The sequence below is a fragment of the Gemmatimonadota bacterium genome (genome assembly GCA_026705765.1).
Classification (GTDB): domain Bacteria; phylum Latescibacterota; class UBA2968; order UBA2968; family UBA2968; genus VXRD01.
The window spans coordinates 1-17,900 of the sequence record JAPPAB010000010.1; the positions used below are offsets into that span (position 1 = coordinate 1).

20 protein-coding genes and 1 pseudogene are annotated in these 17,900 nt (G+C 46.7%); 12 read left to right on the plus strand and 9 right to left on the minus strand.

All coding sequences use genetic code 11. The features are described 5' to 3' along the window. Positions 1 to 46: 46 nt before the first annotated feature. From OXH16_01260 to OXH16_01295, 8 genes are all read right to left on the minus strand, one after another. The gene (locus tag OXH16_01260; GenBank protein MCY3679995.1) at positions 47 to 1,234 is read right to left on the minus strand and encodes a hypothetical protein; all 1,188 of its coding nucleotides are present in this window, start codon (positions 1,232 to 1,234) and stop codon (positions 47 to 49) included. A 145-nt stretch (positions 1,235 to 1,379) separates the two neighbouring features. Next, positions 1,380 to 1,742, minus strand: a complete 363-nt coding sequence (locus OXH16_01265) for a hypothetical protein (protein ID MCY3679996.1) — start codon at positions 1,740 to 1,742, stop codon at positions 1,380 to 1,382. Between the two features lie 60 nt (positions 1,743 to 1,802). Beyond that, complete coding sequence (locus tag OXH16_01270; GenBank protein ID MCY3679997.1) at positions 1,803 to 2,543, minus strand: GIY-YIG nuclease family protein; 741 nt, start codon at positions 2,541 to 2,543, stop codon at positions 1,803 to 1,805. 41 nt (positions 2,544 to 2,584) lie between these two features. Continuing rightward, positions 2,585 to 3,043 (minus strand): hypothetical protein, encoded by a 459-nt coding sequence (locus OXH16_01275; protein ID MCY3679998.1) that lies wholly within the window; start codon positions 3,041 to 3,043, stop codon positions 2,585 to 2,587. A gap of 456 nt (positions 3,044 to 3,499) precedes the next feature. Further along, positions 3,500 to 4,015 (minus strand): hypothetical protein, encoded by a 516-nt coding sequence (locus tag OXH16_01280; GenBank protein ID MCY3679999.1) that lies wholly within the window; start codon positions 4,013 to 4,015, stop codon positions 3,500 to 3,502. A gap of 32 nt (positions 4,016 to 4,047) precedes the next feature. Continuing rightward, a complete protein-coding gene (locus OXH16_01285) occupies positions 4,048 to 4,272 on the minus strand; it encodes a hypothetical protein (GenBank protein ID MCY3680000.1) in 225 nt (74 codons plus the stop codon). Between the two features lie 252 nt (positions 4,273 to 4,524). Beyond that, positions 4,525 to 6,549 (minus strand): leucine-rich repeat domain-containing protein, encoded by a 2,025-nt coding sequence (locus tag OXH16_01290; GenBank protein ID MCY3680001.1) that lies wholly within the window; start codon positions 6,547 to 6,549, stop codon positions 4,525 to 4,527. Positions 6,550 to 6,768: 219 nt separating this feature from the next. Then, a complete protein-coding gene (locus OXH16_01295; protein MCY3680002.1) occupies positions 6,769 to 9,198 on the minus strand; it encodes a leucine-rich repeat domain-containing protein in 2,430 nt (809 codons plus the stop codon). Positions 9,199 to 9,816: 618 nt separating this feature from the next. Here OXH16_01295 and OXH16_01300 point away from each other — a divergent pair. The 11 genes and pseudogenes from OXH16_01300 (at position 9,817) to OXH16_01350 (ending at position 16,232) form a co-directional block, all read left to right on the plus strand. Continuing rightward, positions 9,817 to 11,706: a sigma 54-interacting transcriptional regulator gene (locus OXH16_01300; protein MCY3680003.1), complete on the plus strand. Its 1,890-nt coding sequence runs from the start codon at positions 9,817 to 9,819 to the stop codon at positions 11,704 to 11,706. 455 nt (positions 11,707 to 12,161) lie between these two features. After that, positions 12,162 to 12,449 (plus strand): hypothetical protein, encoded by a 288-nt coding sequence (locus OXH16_01305; protein ID MCY3680004.1) that lies wholly within the window; start codon positions 12,162 to 12,164, stop codon positions 12,447 to 12,449. A 10-nt stretch (positions 12,450 to 12,459) separates the two neighbouring features. Continuing rightward, the gene (locus OXH16_01310; GenBank protein ID MCY3680005.1) at positions 12,460 to 12,645 is read left to right on the plus strand and encodes a hypothetical protein; all 186 of its coding nucleotides are present in this window, start codon (positions 12,460 to 12,462) and stop codon (positions 12,643 to 12,645) included. Between the two features lie 3 nt (positions 12,646 to 12,648). Further along, positions 12,649 to 13,002, plus strand: coding sequence for a hypothetical protein (locus OXH16_01315; GenBank protein ID MCY3680006.1), 354 nt, complete (start codon positions 12,649 to 12,651; stop codon positions 13,000 to 13,002). A gap of 10 nt (positions 13,003 to 13,012) precedes the next feature. Next, positions 13,013 to 13,228, plus strand: a complete 216-nt coding sequence (locus OXH16_01320; protein ID MCY3680007.1) for a hypothetical protein — start codon at positions 13,013 to 13,015, stop codon at positions 13,226 to 13,228. Between the two features lie 440 nt (positions 13,229 to 13,668). Then, positions 13,669 to 13,869 (plus strand): hypothetical protein, encoded by a 201-nt coding sequence (locus OXH16_01325; GenBank protein ID MCY3680008.1) that lies wholly within the window; start codon positions 13,669 to 13,671, stop codon positions 13,867 to 13,869. Between the two features lie 369 nt (positions 13,870 to 14,238). Beyond that, a complete protein-coding gene (locus tag OXH16_01330; protein MCY3680009.1) occupies positions 14,239 to 14,616 on the plus strand; it encodes a hypothetical protein in 378 nt (125 codons plus the stop codon). A gap of 66 nt (positions 14,617 to 14,682) precedes the next feature. Then, positions 14,683 to 15,126 (plus strand): hypothetical protein, encoded by a 444-nt coding sequence (locus tag OXH16_01335; GenBank protein MCY3680010.1) that lies wholly within the window; start codon positions 14,683 to 14,685, stop codon positions 15,124 to 15,126. Between the two features lie 56 nt (positions 15,127 to 15,182). After that, a pseudogene (locus OXH16_01340) lies at positions 15,183 to 15,315 on the plus strand (IS3 family transposase). 58 nt (positions 15,316 to 15,373) lie between these two features. Next, positions 15,374 to 15,604 carry a hypothetical protein gene (locus tag OXH16_01345; protein ID MCY3680011.1) on the plus strand — a complete coding sequence of 77 codons (231 nt, stop codon included), beginning with the start codon at positions 15,374 to 15,376 and terminating at the stop codon, positions 15,602 to 15,604. 124 nt (positions 15,605 to 15,728) lie between these two features. Continuing rightward, positions 15,729 to 16,232 carry a hypothetical protein gene (locus OXH16_01350; GenBank protein MCY3680012.1) on the plus strand — a complete coding sequence of 168 codons (504 nt, stop codon included), beginning with the start codon at positions 15,729 to 15,731 and terminating at the stop codon, positions 16,230 to 16,232. 427 nt (positions 16,233 to 16,659) lie between these two features. On the opposite strand, the gene OXH16_01355 is transcribed toward OXH16_01350, so the two are convergent. Then, entirely contained in the window at positions 16,660 to 16,833 is a 174-nt protein-coding gene (locus tag OXH16_01355; protein MCY3680013.1) for a hypothetical protein, read from the minus strand. 55 nt (positions 16,834 to 16,888) lie between these two features. Between OXH16_01355 and OXH16_01360 the strand changes: the two genes are divergently transcribed. Then, on the plus strand, positions 16,889 to 17,900 hold a 1,012-nt coding region (locus OXH16_01360), incomplete at its 3' end, for a protein kinase (protein MCY3680014.1).

Below are 17,900 nucleotides of genomic sequence, written 5' to 3' on the forward strand. Positions count from 1 at the left end.
AGTGGGTCTCCTTTCTTACTACTCATAAGGTACCCACCGAAACGGGTCAAGTCCAAGCATCCTCATGAGCTTGTGTATCGGTCCGATTGATAAAAATACGAGTTGGCTGACTGCCTTGTAAGACTTTATATCCAGCAATCACTTTGCCTGTCTGTTTGTTTACAGCCTGCAAGTTCAAGCGATTTGTATGGAATTTAATAACTTCGTTTGTAGGCAGGCTTTTATTTCCAATGGACACCAAATCATTAGACAGATTTACAGCAATAACTTCTGATAGTAAAAAGCCCGAAGTTTCATTTGTAACATGTTCGGGCGAAAATGCAAAGACTGTTTTCCAGTTGTACGCTTCCGTAACAGACGTATCGCATACATATCTAAAAAATCTATTTTTAGCGTAAGTAAACGCCATAAAATCGTCTCCGTGAGTTCTTATATACTTGTCAAGATTAAAGTCTATTAAATGGTCTTTACCGAGCCGGTTTCGCGGAGGCGTATAATACCAGTTATTTTTACCGAATGTCTCTTCAACTAATGCATATATATCAGGGTCGTAGTTTCTTAAACTTTCGCGGGTCACACTAAACGTGCCGTCCATAAACGTAAACGGCGGCGATCCATTTGTTTCGCAAAAATAAGCTACGGTACTCATCGCCCAATACTCTATATGATTTGTCGAACCGTAATACTCTGGCGTATTGGGCATAGAAAGATACTTACCTTTACGCATTGCAGTGTGGTATATACTGCTCAATTTGCGATTAAAATTCTCAAAATCTGGATGTTTAAAATGTATAACGTGAGAAAACTCATGCGCCCAAATACTGCCCCGCCATGTAGGTTTCGTGTGATTCCAGAAAAGTGTTTGCTCGTTAGCATACGCCCATTTATTGCTCGATAAGCCTTTCCACAAGGGTCTAAAATATTGCTTGTGATCTCTTACGTTGTAATGCTGCCTTCTTTCCGGTATGTCGTCCACAGTCTTAGACTGGTGCATTAAAAACAGTCGCGTGCCTGAAGATGCTATACTATTAAGAATATCCCCTCTGATTGGAGAGTTTTTTAACATCTGATTCGTAATCCAAACAGCTTCTTTGAGCGCAACATCTTCTATTTTGTTACTACCCCATATATAAACTTCTTTATCAATTTCAAGCGATTTACTATAAAAAGTATCTTCTTTTGCATTTACAACAGCTAATAAGCACAGGACTAACCAAAAGCATTTTTTTACCATAAATTAATTCCTCTGAGATGTGATTGTGGTGAGAGGACGACCTTTTGATTAAGGGCCGAAGGGAGGACCATTCCCATTATTCAGCCCTGCGCGTATTGCAGGTCGCCCTTTCAAGAATCTCTGATGGCAAAGAATAAAATGACGCCTATAAACAGAAAGACGATAAGGCAGAAGTAAAGAGCAGGAAATCAGAAAAATCGACATCACCATCTATATCACCATTCCGTGCCGGAGGCGATTCATGGCGCATCAATATGAGAGCTTGAAGTGATGTTTCAGAAAGAGATAATTCCAGGATGGAAACGGTATCCCCAGCCATCAGGTCAGTAATAGGAAAAAAGAGCTGTACAAAATCCTCAAGACGGCCAGAGAAGAAGATCTCGAGGATGTCCTCAGCACTCTTCTGATCAAGGGAACCCATCAGGGCGTTTGAAGCATCTATCTGTATCTGTTGATTGCCAGATTGGGGGATATATCCTTTCCCGAACAGGCAAAGAGGAACAGGCAAATCATCAAAAGGCTACGGATCGTCATGTCTCCTTCTCCTGTGTGTTATCCCAAAGCCCTTTTACTCCTGGCTATCTTCCTGCTTGTCATTCATGAGTGCTTGCCATTGGGGGGCGGTCTCGTCAAGAAATACATCTGAGACATGGCTCTCTGTTGCGGAAACCAAGCAGGACTCGATGTTTGACCAGGGCACGAATAAGTCAATGCTTATAAATAATCTGTCCAAAGACCCATCCAAGAGCGTCATCCGCAAACCCCGATCATCTATGGCCGCAATCTCGCCCACACAGCACCGAAGCGGCGCAGCCCCTTCCCGCAACGTTAGGGCGACCAGATACCCGACACGCAATGTGTCCCTTTGGCCGGTTACAGCATTTTCCTTTTCTCCTGACATCAATATTATCTTTGTTTTTTTAAATCCCAACACGCTTCGCAAATGGCTTTCCCATACGGCTCTGCGTTTGTCTGGAGGAGAGGCGGGTATTACCTTGTTACAATAAGGAAATTTTGTCCATATTAGCTGGGCCTCGCGCTTTTCTCTTGCAGGCTGGTCGCCACTGACTTCTTTAAACCCAACACGTTTTGGGGCGTATTCAAGTATGCAGCGAGATTGATCAGATTTTCTAAATAAATGTCGCCATATCCTATCTTGTAAGTCTGACGACTCTCCTACATATACCCATCGTGGGTCATTTTCGCTTATGGCGATTGCATAAACTCCTGCTGTGTCTTCAGGGATATTAAGAATTTCCTTTTCGGTAAAATTTGTCCAAGACAATTCTTTTGGTAAGTTTTCGGGCATCTCGGTTTTCTCTCTCTTTTTACGCGGAGAAGGCGACAGAATTATCTGTTTTCTTTTCTATTAGGTTGTTGGGGTACACGCACAAACACTTCCATATTGGACTGAACAGCTTTGTCTGCTGCTGCGTAAAACACATTCTGGAAATCTTGCAACGACCCTTTTTGAGACACCATAAGGGTATCATCTGGATCAACCAGGCCCATTTCAGAAGCTCTTGCACAGGTAACCTCAATCGTCATAGGCGTATAGATGCTGAGTGTCAGCCCTGCCACGAGACCATTCAAAAAGGAATGCTTCGTAACAACTTTTGCCACACCAGAAGGGCATTTAGAAGCAGTCAGAACAGTCTCAGGTGGCACAAGGCCGTAAACAAAACAGGATGCCCAATTATTGACAATTTTCGTGTCCGAGGCTGGAAGACCTGTTTCGATGGTTGCGATATAACAACCAGACAGCACAAATGCACTTAAAACGACTACGAACAGAGGTCTTACCTTCATAATCTCACCTCCTTTCAATATGAGTTCAGGCCGTTATGAGAAAGGCACATATTGCACCGAGTTTCGGCCCTTAAATTCTGCACTTATGCGTCAATATGTTGTGTTACCGCGGTCACTTTATCCCCCAAGATATTTTAGGGGACGCGGTGCAGTTTCAAAACACGGGATGGTTGTGAGGTTTACTGTTTGTTCGACCTCAATCTTTTGTTCGGTACTGTCTTTTGCTTAATGCCTAATTTCTTCATTTTGCTATACAGCGTAGATGGGGGTAACTCTAATAGCTCTGCGGCCCCACCCGGACCTCTTACCCGCCAGTCTGTAATTTCCAACACGCCAACAATGTAACGACGGATTGCATCTTCAAACGATACGATTTTCATCTTTCTTCCTTTTTTACTTCTTGATTGGTTGCAATGTAAAACTATTTTTTCAATTCCCGCGCGTATGTTCTGACTCCTATGGCTCTGAGCCAGGCGTTGCTGCACCCGGCCCGGATGGAACAGGGCCTATTGGAATCGGCGTGACGGGAGATGTTTCCGTCACCAGGGCATTGCCACCTATGGGCAAATCGACGACCACCTTATAGCCTGCTTGAACAGGAAAAGACCACGAACCGATCTGGTCGTCACCTACCCATGCCCGCACCTGATAATCTCCTGATACGTCTTTTGACAAAAGCAGGAGTGCCACCTGGCCGTTCTTGTCGGTCAAGCTGCCAGACACAGACTCGCCTGGATCTGACACTTCTTTTGGATGACGTGTAAATGCTGTGGCTGCACCGATGATGGGTTTGCCATCCCGCGTCAAAGTGAACACCACCTCGGCATGTGATGTACTCATCTGATGTACAGACATTTTGCTAACCGGATTCTTCGTGTCTGTGGGCGGCGACATTATATCCAATCCATCACAGCCCCACATTAAGCCGGTAGCGAATGCCACCACGACGATACTGCAAGTATATCTTGACATGACTGCCTCCTATGAGGGAAGTTTCCCCGGCTCTAACGGTGAACTATAGAAAGAATATCCGATTGGTCGTTGTGGCTTCTCACAAGTTGCACATCGTATTTCAAAATTTCAATCGCGTCCGTTATCTCGTCTCCCAGAGCTTGTGAAATCTTCGTCGGATCTGTGGTGACTGGAATCTCCAGTTCCTGAAGCGAGGCGTCTTCATCATTTCGCCCAGCGCGAGTATCAGAACAGATACCGATGTAGCGGTGCGGCACCTCTTTCTGCGTCGCTCATTCCGCATCGACTGCTGGAACAGCGATATTGACAGTACCAGATAGAGCACCCGCCCACTAATGCCTGCAATAGCTTCCGCGATCCAATAAAAGAGCCAGATTAAACAATCGGTTCTTGTTAAAGTGTATCATCCTCTATTTCCTCCCTTTTGCTACAGTATTCCGTATATCAGGATTTGAGCACTGCATAACCCGCCTGTATGAAGCCACCTCGCCGAGGGCATTTCCTCCTTTCTATGATCCGCAGAAAGGCAGGCCGAGTTGAGTGAAGTCATTGCTCGGCACATTCCGCAAGCCTTCGGGGACACACCCACTTAGCTGGTTAGAGGAAAGGTATAGCACTTGCAAGTTAGACAGGTTGCCCAATTCGGAGGGAATAGATCCACTCAGATTGTTACCGAAAAGCCACAGCTCTTGCAAGTTAGACAGGTTGCCCAATTCGGAGGGAATAGATCCACTCAGATTGTTACCGAAAAGCCACAGCTCTTGCAAGTTAGACAGGTTGCCCAATTCGGAGGGAATAGATCCACTCAGATTGTTACCGAAAAGCCACAGCTCTTGCAAGTTAGACAGGTTGCCCAATTCGGAGGGAATAGATCCACTCAGATTGTTATTGTAGAGCCTCAGACGTTCCAAGTTAGACAGGTTGCCCAAAGAAGAAGGAATTGACCCGCTTAGCGGGTTATAGCCGAGCCACAGACTTTTCAAGTTAGACAGGTTGCCCAATTCGGAGGGAATAGATCCACTCAACTGGTTTTGGTATAGGTCCAGCGATTCCAGGTTAGACAGGTTGCCCAAAGAAGAAGGAATTGACCCGCTTAGCGGGTTAATGCCGAGGCGCAGCCCTCGCAGGTTAGACAGGTTGCCTAATTCGGAGGGAATAGATCCACTCAACTGGTTATTGTCGAGGTACAGCACTTGTAGGTTAGACAGGTTGCCTAAAGAAGAAGGAATCTCACCACTCAGATTGTTATCGTCGAGGTACAGCCCTCGCAGGTTAGACAGGTTGCCTAATTCGGAGGGAATAGATCCACTCAACTGGTTATTGTCGAGGTACAGCACTTGTAGGTTAGACAGGTTGCCTAAAGAAGAAGGAATCTCACCACTCAGATTGTTATCGTCGAGGTACAGCCCTCGCAGGTTAGACAGGTTGCCCAATTCGGACGGAATCAACCCGCTTAGCTGGTTAGAGGTGAGGACTAATTGCGTCACACGGTCATTGGAATCGGTGGTGACGCCATACCATTCATTCAACGGTCTGTTGCTCAGCCAGTTCGTGTTGGTCTTCCAGTTCGCACCGTTGGTGGCGTTATAGAGAGCAACCAACGCGGCCTTGTCCAGATTCTCGGGTGGTGGCGGTGGTGGTAGGGATGTTGTTTCACTGGTGGTGCCAAACACACCCACAAAAATCAGAAAATCACTAAACACAATCGTGCCATCGCCATCCAGATCAAACCGTACATCATACCCGGCATCGCCTTGACTTGACCCGAACTGTGCCACAAATAGCAAAAAGTCGGAAAAACCCACAGTCCCATCGCCATCAAAGTCGGAGGTTATCCTTTCCGATACGCGCATGAACCGGACCGTGCCTTCGTCCTGTACCACGACCAGATTGTCATTTTCGATGGAATACCTGCCGATTTCGAAGATATCCTGCGCTTCAATGAGTGCATCGAAAGTTTCTTGAAGAAGAGTAAGGCTCAGTAGGAAAAAGTCGAAAAAAAAAGCATACTCAGCCGGCACGACCAGAGGAACGATTGTTTCGTAAAACGCAAACATGTCGTTGCCTTGAAGGCCGTTAAATGACAGTGAAAAGTTGTCGATAACTGTCTGGATCACGTTTCCCTGCACTCCCCAGGTTCCTGTGAATTCGAGAATACTCACCTGCTCGTCAGAAACAAGAGCATCGTGGAACCTCGACTTTAGATCCGCCAGAGAGTCTGCCACGGACTGGATGCGTGCGGGATCGGCTCCCAGGTCCATGATCAGATCCTGTTTCAGGGATTCGTGGCTGGTGGCCTTCTCGTTGTACGCGATGCGGCCATTGGCGTAGAACTCCAGGACCCTGGTCGTATCCGCCTCATCACTGGATATGACCGATTCCCACTTTCCTATGAGTTCATCCGGCCTGTCTGCTCCGATGAATGCGACGGAACCGATCTTCGCCCCCGTCGCAGGAGCACTGCCCTGTACGAACAGGACGCCAACCAATAAAAGAGCCAGATTAAACAATCGGTTCTTTTTTAAGTGTATCATCTTCTATTTCCACCCTCTTGACTTTGGTCATTTTGGATTTTACATTTTAAAACAGAGCAGGCGACGACCTGTCTCTGTTGTCTCAGCGGCGGAGGGCTGACAGGCTTGCCAACCGCGAAAGCCCTCCACCGCGCACGCAGACGCTTCATCTTGTCCATCCATTCATCACTGGATAGAATCATTCCAGTGCAGGCTCTGTTTATCCTGATTCAGACAGATTTATTGCTCAGAACCGGTGTACACATACACCTTGTCATCCCAAGTATCAACCACATAGAATCGGTTGTTCGCATACGTGATACCTGCTGGACTACTATTATCGTCATCCAGATCGAAGTCTGCGCTTGTTTCCTGCTGTCCACTACTCGTGTAAGCATACACCTTGTCATCCCTTCCAGACAAAGCACCACCCACATAGAATCGGTTGTTCGCATACGTGATACCTGCCGGCTCACTGTTGCCGTCATCCAGATCGAAGTCTGCACCTGCTTCACGCTGCCCACTACTCGTGTACGCATACACCTTGTCATCTAAAATATCACTCACATAGAATCGGTTGTTCGCATATGTGATACCTGTCGGATTATCGTTGCCGTCATCCAGATCGAAGTCTGCACCTGCTTCACGCTGCCCACTACTCGTGTACGCATACACCTTGTCATCTAAAATATCACTCACATAGAATCGGTTGTTCGCATATGTGATACCTGTCGGATTATCGTTGCCGTCATCCAGATCGAAGGGCGAGGTTGGTGTACTTGTTGGGGAGGTAAAAGATACCCTAACCCCTCTACCCTGAAGCGCGGGAATGTGTATGTTGATTGACGTATTACTCAATGGGTTGTTCTGCACATCCACATCGTCCCCACTGCCCAATCCCGTGTTTGACACCAGCGGCGCAAGGTCCGAGATGCTGTTGTCGTAAAGATACAGATCTCTCAGGTTGGCCAAGTTGGATAGTGCCGACACATCTGAGATGCTATTGTCGTTAAGCCACAGCTCTGCCACGTTGGTTAAGTTGGATAGTGCTGACACATCTGAGATGCTATTGTCCCCAAGAGCCAGCGTCCCTGTCAGGTTGGTCAGAGCAGAGAGTGCGGATACATCTGAGATGCTATTGTCGCTAAGAAGCAGCGTTCTCAGGTTGGTCAGGCCAGATAGGGGCGACACATTTGAGATGCTATTGTCGTTAAGATCCAGCACTGTCAGGTTGGTCAAGTTAGAGAGTGCGGATACATCTGAAATGCTGTTGCCGGAAAGACTCAGCGTTCTCAGGTTGGTCAGGCCAGATAGGGGCGAGAGGTCGGATATATCGTTACTATTAACCCTACCCTCACCAGACACATACACTAAACCAAGCACTAGCCGTGTCAGACCGGTTGCGAACTCCAGCCCGGTCAGATCGCGAATATTCTTGTTGGGTGCTTCAAGGCGCGTCAAAGTCGCCATCTCTGCCTGGGTAATTGGCGCACCACTCGCCTTGCCCAGACTGTCCTCAATGACTGCGCGAAGGTTCCTATCTGGTATGTCAAAGTTCGAGGTTGGCGGTGGCGGTGGTGGTGGCGGTAGGGATGTTGTTTCACAGGTGGTGCCAAACACCTTCACAAAGAGCAGAAAATCTGGCACACCGACCATCCCATTGCCATCCATATCCATACGCGCATTGTAATTGGCATCACCAGCACTTGTGCCAAACACACCTACAAAGAGCAGAAAATCAGGTACGTTGATCATCCCATTGTCATCAAAATCACCAGGACAATAGGCACGCACAAAGGATAGCACCGCACCATACACATCCAGTTTTTGATTGTCTAAACTGGCGGATTGCACAAGCAGGGTCTCGCCCGAAGCCAGCGCACGAGTCACCTGAAGATCAATCTGACCCAGATACCCACTGCTCGAAACCGTCACAGAAGAGGCAGAGGACAGGTTCAGGGTGTTCCCAGATACGGTGCTGCTCCAATCGCTCGATGAACTGCCGATATAGTTGGAAGCCGTCTTGCCCTGCAAAGCCAGTTCAAGTTGGGCAGCATTGAATTGCTGACCCGCTAAATCCGGTGCGAAAAGCTGAAACGCAATGGTATCGCCAGACCGTTTTTCTGCAAAGGTCAGCGCGTCGTTGTTTTCGGCAGGACTTTCAATCTCCGTATCCAGATAAAGATGCGGCAAATTAAAATAGATCACATCCGATGCAGAGACACTTACCCCATCAAGAGCAACGGACGAAACGCCAATGGAAAACTCTCGCCCCGATACATCTACGCGCGTCGTAAAGGTAAACGTGTGACTGGAAGGCACCGCTGGCGACAGAGATAACAAGGTCGCCGTCTGATCTGATACAAGGAAACCTGGAGCACTCAAGGTTAAAAGAGATGCATCAAACTCAAAAACAACCTGATAGGCATTCACGGGGTTGCTGACCCCTGTTATCGAAACTTCAACTATAATGGGTGTGCCCTGTCCAGAAACCCTGTAAGGTATGCCACCTGCATCGGGATTGTGTTTTAGCGACACACTTTGTGCAGATGCTTGCCCGACAAACACAAACAACACAAACGCGATCAACAACCATCCTTTTTGCAATGCTATGTTCAACACGTTGAACGGAACTACCGATCTTCCCTGCGGTATGGACTTGTGTACCATCTTCTGTTTCCTCCCTTTTGACTTTGGTCATTTTACATTTTAAAACAGAGTAGGCGACGACCTGTTTCTGTTGTCTCAGCGGCGGAGGGCTGACAGGCTTGCCACCGCGAAAGCCCTCCACCGCGCACACAGACGCACTCCATGCACGCCTGCGGGTATCAAAACGAAATACCAATCGTTCGGACAATGAATGCTTTGCGTACGCACCCATTGATAACCTGCAAAAATCGTGCCAGTTTATACCAAACGAGCTAATTCTTTGAATATGAAAGAGTTAGAGCAGATGAGGGATAATTCGCATGCTTTTAGAGTGTTTCAAAATATTACATCTCAGACCATATGGAAACGCATATCCACTAAGTTAGAGATATAACAAATGTATGTTTATAGGTGGTTTATGGGAAAATCGAAGGTAGGAAATAGAGGTTTTGTTACAATTTGAAACGAGTGATACATTTTGAAACATATATGACAAATGCAACTTGATCCCTAAAATATTTCATTTTCTTTTGAAGAGAGTCTTCTATATTAACCTGTCAGTCCATTACATTTATATTCTTGTTTGTAATGGTTATAGCTCTCTGGGATATGACTATAGCCCTGCTTTCCACGACCTGAGTGGATACCACAACGCACTGTAAAAGTGTAGAACAAAAAAAATCACTCCAACAGGATGCGAATAGTATGACCGACGCAAAGATAATGATTGTCGAAGACAATATCTCCGATGCCGCACACCTCGAAAAATGCCTGAAGAATTTGGGATACACAGTGTGCGCCGCGGTTTCGTGCGGACATCAAGCCATTACAAAAGCCGCGGATACGCATCCCGACCTGGCCCTGGTCAATCTCTGTCTCGAAGGGGAGATCACCGGCTCAGAAGTAGCCGAGCAGATGGGCAGCCGGTTCGACGTTCCCGTGTTATATCTCACTGACAAAGCCCAGGAAGATCTGTTGCTACAGGTACAGACGACCAACTCCTTCGGCTATGTGATGAGACCTTTCAAGGAGGGTCAACTGCACCTGAACATCCAAACCGCCCTTGCGATGCACGAGAGGGAAAACAGGCACAAAGAGACAGAGGTCAGATTGAAACAAACAATCAACAAATTGGAAGATGTCACCCGCCTCATGGAAGCGGTATTTAATAGCATGCATGAGGGTGTGGTTGCGCTTGATGAAAACGGGACATTCATGTTTCACAATTCAAGCGCAGGGCGGATCGCCGGTGACCATCCGGAGCCGGTAGAAGCAGATATCTACAAATGGGCCGAAATGTACGGTATTTTCAAGCCCAATGGAGAACTGTTTGGTCCATTGGATGATGATAGTCCGCTTGGCATTGCCTTGAAAGGCGGAACAGCGGACGAGGTCGAGGTATTCTTACGCAACGAATTTAAGCCGGAAGGCGTTCACGTCAGGGTTAGCAGCAGACCTCTTTTGAGAGAAACAGGTGTTTTGAAGGGGGCCGTGCTCGTCTTCCGCGACATCACCAAGGAGATAGAGGCCGAGCAGATGAAGGCCGAGTTGCTGCGCTTGCGAACCGAGTTGGAGACGGCCAGTTTATTTCCCAGCCTGATCGGCACCAGTTCCGTAATGCAGGATATATACAAGCTGATTCAGCAGGCCGCCGAAAGCGATATCACGGTGTTCATTAGCGGTGAGAGCGGCACAGGCAAGGAATTGGTAGCCAACTCATTGCACGCCAACAGCCTGCGCAAGGATGAGCCGTTCGTGGCCCTCGATTGCGCCGCCATTCCCGAAACACTCATCGAAAGCGAGTTGTTCGGACATGAACAAGGGGCTTTCACGGGAGCGACGACGCAGAGAATCGGGGCCTTCGAGCGCGCCAATGGCGGCACGCTCTTTCTCGACGAGATCGGCGACATGCCATATATCCTGCAAGGCAAGCTATTGCGCGTTTTGCAGGAGCGAGAAATCCAGCGGATTGGAGGGACAACTCCCATTCCCATTGACATCCGCGTGATAACAGCGACCAACAAGGACCTGGAGCGTGCAGTAAGAGATGGCATGTTTCGCCAGGATCTGTTCTATCGCATCGCTGCCTTCCCCATCACGATTCCACCGCTGAGAGATCGGCATGAAGATATTCCCCTACTGGCCAGGCATTTTCTCGAGAAATACACAGCCCAGGCTGGCAAATCCATAAGCGACATTTCCACCCTTGCCCTGCGCCTGTTGCTGCAGTACAATTGGCCGGGCAATGTGCGCGAACTGGAAAACGCGATAGCGCGCGCCGTGCTGTTGGAGACGACCGGGGTGCTGCAAGCAGATAATCTGCCGTCTCAGCTATCGCCGGTCGTGGCTTTGGGAAGAGACCTCTCGACACCACAGGCGATCCTGCCACTGACCGAGATCGAGCGACAGGCCCTGATCCACGCACTCGAGGCCACGGACAACAACATTACTCAGACAGCCCAGGCACTGGGTATTAGTCGAGTGACCCTGTACCGAAAGTTAAAGCAATACAACATCGTCAGAGATTGAACCGGACAGGCGATCTGGCCTGAGTACAGTCGAATTTCCTGCTTTTGCCCTCCCAACTACAAGTCGGTCTTTGTCTTCAGTGCGAGATATTCCACCTTCTCCTGTTAGACCGGCCTCTGGGACGAGTTCGCATTGGATATATGTTTCAAAATATATCACTCGTTTCAAATTGTAACAAATCCTCTATTTCCCACCCTTAATTTTCCCATAAATCACCTATAAACATACATTTCCCGTATATCTAATTCAGCAGATATATGCTTCCATGCGGTTTGGAATGTATCATTTTGAAACATTTCAAAAATCTGCGAATTATCCCTCATCTGCTCTAACTCTTTCATATTCAAAGAATTAGCTCGTTTGTTATAAACTGGCACGGTTTTTGCATATAGTATTGGGTTGGGTAAGCAAAAAATCGGTTCGGCACTATTCTACATAATTCCCGGGAAAAAGCTGTGAGAGCTTTTAATGATGTGGGTGGTAGAATTTATCAGAAGGGAAAAGTGCCCACAGAGAGCGACGGCTCCCATTGGCGCTCTGATGTTTTTCAAGACGAAGTGATGCTACCTGGCGCCCTGACCTGGGATGCCCGTCAGCCTATAAGCATCATCACAATCCAAGCACTCGCAGATCTTGGCTATACTGTTGATCCGACAAAAGCGGACCCGTTTAAAATTACAGGCATGAGTAAAAGAGCCGTGCCAGGACAACCTGTCTGGCGCTGTGGCGTAGAAGTAAAATAAGGACAACTCAATGGGATGGATTTTATCTGGATTGATGCTTCTCTGGACAGGGACCGTAATCGTTCTGGGAATGGCTACCAATGGTTATCTGTGGCTATTCCTGGACTGGCTATCCCTCGCAGTAGCACTCGGAGCCGTTGGAATATTTACAACCCTCATCGGCCTCAGGATAGCCACATACTTCAAAGAAAGGTAAAATATGTTCGTTCCAGAAATACCTGACAGCGCCGTTCTTTTCGTCGTCAACAAAAATTACGACCCAAAGGACACGGATCCAGACGCTCTGTATAAGGCCGTGCGATACGCCTGGCACCTCGATCCTGAGCGCGTAGAATATGCTGACTACATCCTACCAGTCTATCGTCAAACGATTAAAGGCGCATTTGTAGCCCATCGATGGACACTCGTAAACCCAGAAGTCCCCCGAAGATTCAGACGCTACGCCTTCGACGGAGAGGAAGCACCCCCAGAAGTTTTCGAGGCTTACGAAGGGATGCCCCTCCCAGAAATCTTAAAGAGAGGCCGAAACCCCGTCAAATATGCGAACTGCTAAGGAGAAAGAAATGGCTAATACCCCAATTCCATTAAAAGAAGGATTTGAGACGCTTATTATGCTTGCCGCTGAAATGGCTCAGTATCTAAGTGATGTAGAAAAAAAAGAAATCAGAGATAATGTAGCAACTATCGTTGCCAATCGCATATCTCCTTCTTCTCCCCGAGAAGATTACGAGTTATACGAAGAAATCTTTTCTGATCTTTTAGAGTTACTTCAACTATAATTTTTTCTTCATCAGAGACAACAAATTCACGTAATTCTGTTTTTTCCATAACACCCCTTTATAGAAAAAGATTATAAGTTTTCTATAAGTTATAGTTTTTTTCTATAGTATCAAATAGTTTTTGATGTCCAACCGATGAGAACACGGGGGGACATCGGGGCGGGAGAGTGGTAAGAGTTACTGCCTCTCGCCCCATTTTATGTGCGAGGTGTTAAAGGCAGTTCAGCTTGTTTCTGCTAAAGGGCGCCAGAGAGGTATCAAACGGCTATTTGATTTCATGTAGCTGGGCGTATCTGCGCCTCGCATATTTCGGATGGGTGAGATATAAGAGGGCGGCCAGTCAGTATGCGCAGGGTATGTTTTGGGAACTGGTCCTTCCCTTTAGGACATGCCCACTCTCCGGCTGGTCGCCCCTAACCTGCGAAGGAAAGGAATACAAGATGAATGAACAAAAATTGCAAATAGCGTTCAATTATTTTACTCGGGAGTTGCAGCTTGACTTTGTTTATCCTCCCGATATGTCCGTCCGCAGTATTCACACACAGGTTGATGGTGGGCGGCATTCGTTTTCTCATGTTTTGAGCGAGGACGAGGCCGCGCGCCTGCGGGAATGGATAGAGGTATCACTCCGACAAGAGTAAACCCCCGCTCATCAGTTTCTCCAATTTTTCTGGTTTTCTCCAGGCCAGCCTGAGTGCTGGCTTTTTCTTTTACCTTAGTCATTACCACCTCCAGTGTTTGGGTTTTGAGTTTTCGTCACTATCCTACATAATTTCCCATTTATGGGCTGCCCCTTTCTTAATTTAGCAGAATGCATAAAAGGAAAGAGCCGCGATTAGCACATCGCGGCTCCCAAATAGATAAACCCATATGAGAAAAAAGAGGGGTCGAGAGCGGATTGATAGGCGGCTCGCAGTAGAAAGGAGTCACTCATGTTCGCCTTTATAGAGTTTAACCTTGTGGAAGAGATATCCAGGCTCTTCCGCAAACACAGACGTAAGGAGAGACCAATGGACATACTAGAAAATGAGGATATCCGACACAAAGGACTCATTGTTATTGTCAACAAGAACTGGGACGGGAAGACCCAGTCAAAACTGTATGAGGCTGCTCGCTTTGCCTGGGGAGTAAGCCTCAAAAGAGCCAATGAGGTAGAGATCGTCTTGGCCTGCTACCACCGCAAAATTGTAGGGGTATTCGAGGTAGAACAATGGGTGCCATCAACGCATCCGATCTTTGAGAATCGCCACCCAAATCCCAATGATAAGCGTTACGGATTTATCGGGCACAGAGCCCCTGCCTGCATAGCAGATCGTTATGTAGGCAAGCGTGTATCACACAACGTAAAAACGGGACGTAGATCATTTGGCTATGTCCCGAGGAAATAGTCAACAGTAAAGTGCCCGCTCCTCGACTGAGCGGGCTTTTTTTCTGATCTTTTGGAGGTAAGGACTATGTTCAGGTATAAACGTCTTGGCGTTATTTTATTTCTTCTTTTGTCCCAAAATAGCTTTGGGGATGAGTTCGATGATGTGCTTGGGAAGGAAGAAAATGTTTTTATGTTTCGGCATATATTTATGTCGGATAATGGTAAAGCGTTTGCCCGGGACTTTTTGGCAAAATTAGACGAAAAGGAAGCCAAATCAACGCGAGAAATTTTTACCCAGTTGGTTGAGATAGAGAAAGAATTAGAAGCTATGGGGCACAAAGGCGGGTTTGAGAAGCTCTTAAAAACAAAGAAGGGGGAGCGTATATTTACCGCTTATATTGAACGAGAAAAACGGCGGTCGGGAATAAGGGAGGCGAGAACTATTTTTGACATGATAATTGCGGGTGCAAAGTTTGAGATTCTTTTTTCTATGCACATTAAGAAAATGGAAATGAAAAAAAAGAAATAGGTGGACTTGACCCGTTTTGGTGGGTTCCTTATCAGCAGTTAGAAAGGAGACCCACTATGCCACCAACACGTCCACCTTATCCACCTGAGTTGAAGCACCAGATCGTCGAGCTTGTGCGCACTGGCCGCAGTACGGCTGAATTGGCCAGAGAGTTTGAACCGACCGCTCAGACAAATCCAAAATTGGGTACGTCAGGCTGATCGAGACCAGGGGCAATGATACTGTTAAAATACATAAGGAGACACCTATGATTTTACCACCAGAAAAATATCCCTTCGGATTAAAAATGGAGATGGCAATAAGTGAGGTTGAGTATCGCGTGAAATCTATGGCGGGATTGAAGTGGGAGCGCAATGACGTAAATACCATAACCATCTACGATGTGCCGTTTGAAATTCGCCGTCTTTGCGATCTAATTTGTAAGTTTAGATTGGACGGCAATCTCTATGATATATATTACTATGAAGTTTCATCTTAACTCGTTTAAGGAGAATACTGATAACAAGGATTAAAGGAAACGGGCATTTTTTTGGTCATTTCGTATATAATTCCCGGCACTATCCTTACATCATCCCCAAAATACCTGCACAGAAGAAATTGACATGAACACTGAACAAATACACGGCACACTTGTTCTTAAGCAGGCGGAATCGCTTTTATGGGCGTCCAAGTACATGCAAGGATTATTGGATGGCTATCTGGATAACTCGGATCATTATATGGTCCAAATTATGGGGTGTTTCTGTTCCGTATCAATACTACGTCCCTTTACAGCGGAGCTTGCACTAAAGGGTTTATACCAAAAACTTACGGGTAACGAAGCAGAGCACACTCACAATTTGCATGAGCTATTCTGTTTGCTGCCCGCAACAACGCAGAATGCTATTGAGACACAGTTCCAAGCAGTGAAGAAACAATATCCGGGGTATAAAGGGCGGGACACAGTAGAGCAACTGCTACTTGTTCATAAAAATGATTTTATTAACCTTAGATACTGTTTTTTTCAGGAAGCACCAAAGTCGCCAAAAGAACAGGGAAGCATTGAAGATACCAAGATATCAAATCTTCAGCTTGCAATCGAAGCAATAATGAAAGTCGCATTGTAAAACAACAAGAAGGATTTTTTCGGCACTATTCTATATAATCTCCCCTTGAAAGGATTAAAATGGTAAATGACGATATGTTAAAACTTTGGATACTCGAAGCGGTAGAGTGTCAAAGTGATTTGCCTGGATATGTTGAAATAGCGAAATATATCTGGCTAAATTACGAAGAACAACTCCGAGTGTCGGGAAACAAATTCTACACTTGGCAAGCTGACCTGCGGTGGTTATGCACACGATTAGTGAAAGAAGATAAATTAGTCAGACTGAAGGATGGGAACAGGTCTGTATATTCTGTCTATCACTCCGTTGGCCCTTAGAGGGTTAGAAGAATCCCTTTTTCGCGCTCCTATCAAGTCGGCATATTTGAGTCTTTTGCCTTCAGACTAAAGATTGGCTCCTATGAAAATCCGTGGCAAGTAGGGATACATCAACATAGTTTGATGCACGTCTTTCTCGCGTTGAAGGGATTGTCGAGCAGATGAACACGCGCTTGACCAATATCGAGAGCAGTGTTGCGGTCGGCCAACGCTGGATCATCGGCATTCAGTTTACTACTCGGAACATCGACGGGCGAGATCCACTGCATATCTTTCTCATTCATAGTCTGTCTCAGTAATGAGAGTCATCTGACCAGACAAAATAGGGGGGGGAAGTAAATGAAATACGGAAAGCGTTGGGAGGAAATTGAAGAGATTGGTGAAGGTGGACAGGGGAAGGTCTTCCGTGTCTTGGATAAGCATGAGGTCCCGTTGGACGACCTTGCGGATACTTTATTTGAGGCAGTCCAACAGGCCCGTCAAAAATACAATGCCCCGACGGCAATGAAGTTGATGCGAGAAGTCATTACCGAAATTGTGAAGGCTGAAAACCCTGTGAATCACGGTGCGCTCAAAATTCTACACTCGCCGGATAAGGCGCGGAATTTCGATGATGCAGAGGAACGGCTAAAACGCGAGTTGGAAGCTATGCATCAAGCTGATCACCCAAACCTTCTGGAGGTTGTGGATCTCAACATTGAAGAAAAGTGGTTCGTCTCGAAATACTATCCAAATGGAACCTTGAAAAACAAGTCTGATTGGTACAAAGGGCAAGTGAAACGTACTCTCACTGCAATTCGGCCACTCATTGATGGGGTCGCCACCTTGCATGAGGACGGAATTATCCACCGCGACATTAAACCAGAAAACATTTTTGTAGATGAAAATGAACAATTGGTACTTGGCGATTTTGGCCTCGTGTTCTTTACAGATTCAGACCATACGAGACTCAGTGGCACCCTCGAAAAAGTGGGCAGTTCCGACTGGATGCCTCCTTGGGCTTTACGCAGTAAAATAGAAGATATAAACCCCAGCTTTGATGTATTCTCGTTAGGTAAAGTCATCTGGGCAATGGTATCGGGCAAGCCGTTTTTAGATTTTTGGTATCACCGCGAACTGGGGAACAATGTTGAGGAGATGTTCCGCGGCAACGAAATGAAACTTCTCAATGGGTTGCTTGATAAATGCATTGTTGAACGTAAACGTGATTGTCTCAAAAATGCGGGGGACTTGCTCAGCGAGATTGACGACCTCCTCACAGTCTTGGAGCTTGGTGGTGATCCAATGAGCGAGGATGTACTTCGCTCATGCAAAGTTTGTGGTGCCGGGATTTATCACAATCTGCGCATAG

Coding starts and splice junctions, on each gene's coding strand:
- OXH16_01330 (MCY3680009.1), top strand. CDS start 14,239: ATGGACATACTAGAAAATGAGGATATCCGACACAAAGGACTCATTGTT.
- OXH16_01335 (MCY3680010.1), top strand. CDS start 14,683: ATGTTCAGGTATAAACGTCTTGGCGTTATTTTATTTCTTCTTTTGTCC.
- OXH16_01315 (MCY3680006.1), top strand. CDS start 12,649: ATGTTCGTTCCAGAAATACCTGACAGCGCCGTTCTTTTCGTCGTCAAC.
- OXH16_01295 (MCY3680002.1), bottom strand. CDS start 9,198: ATGGTACACAAGTCCATACCGCAGGGAAGATCGGTAGTTCCGTTCAAC.
- OXH16_01290 (MCY3680001.1), bottom strand. CDS start 6,549: ATGATACACTTAAAAAAGAACCGATTGTTTAATCTGGCTCTTTTATTG.
- OXH16_01325 (MCY3680008.1), top strand. CDS start 13,669: ATGAATGAACAAAAATTGCAAATAGCGTTCAATTATTTTACTCGGGAG.
- OXH16_01260 (MCY3679995.1), bottom strand. CDS start 1,234: ATGGTAAAAAAATGCTTTTGGTTAGTCCTGTGCTTATTAGCTGTTGTA.
- OXH16_01310 (MCY3680005.1), top strand. CDS start 12,460: ATGGGATGGATTTTATCTGGATTGATGCTTCTCTGGACAGGGACCGTA.
- OXH16_01320 (MCY3680007.1), top strand. CDS start 13,013: ATGGCTAATACCCCAATTCCATTAAAAGAAGGATTTGAGACGCTTATT.
- OXH16_01345 (MCY3680011.1), top strand. CDS start 15,374: ATGATTTTACCACCAGAAAAATATCCCTTCGGATTAAAAATGGAGATG.
- OXH16_01275 (MCY3679998.1), bottom strand. CDS start 3,043: ATGAAGGTAAGACCTCTGTTCGTAGTCGTTTTAAGTGCATTTGTGCTG.
- OXH16_01350 (MCY3680012.1), top strand. CDS start 15,729: ATGAACACTGAACAAATACACGGCACACTTGTTCTTAAGCAGGCGGAA.
- OXH16_01280 (MCY3679999.1), bottom strand. CDS start 4,015: ATGTCAAGATATACTTGCAGTATCGTCGTGGTGGCATTCGCTACCGGC.
- OXH16_01270 (MCY3679997.1), bottom strand. CDS start 2,543: ATGCCCGAAAACTTACCAAAAGAATTGTCTTGGACAAATTTTACCGAA.
- OXH16_01355 (MCY3680013.1), bottom strand. CDS start 16,833: ATGAATGAGAAAGATATGCAGTGGATCTCGCCCGTCGATGTTCCGAGT.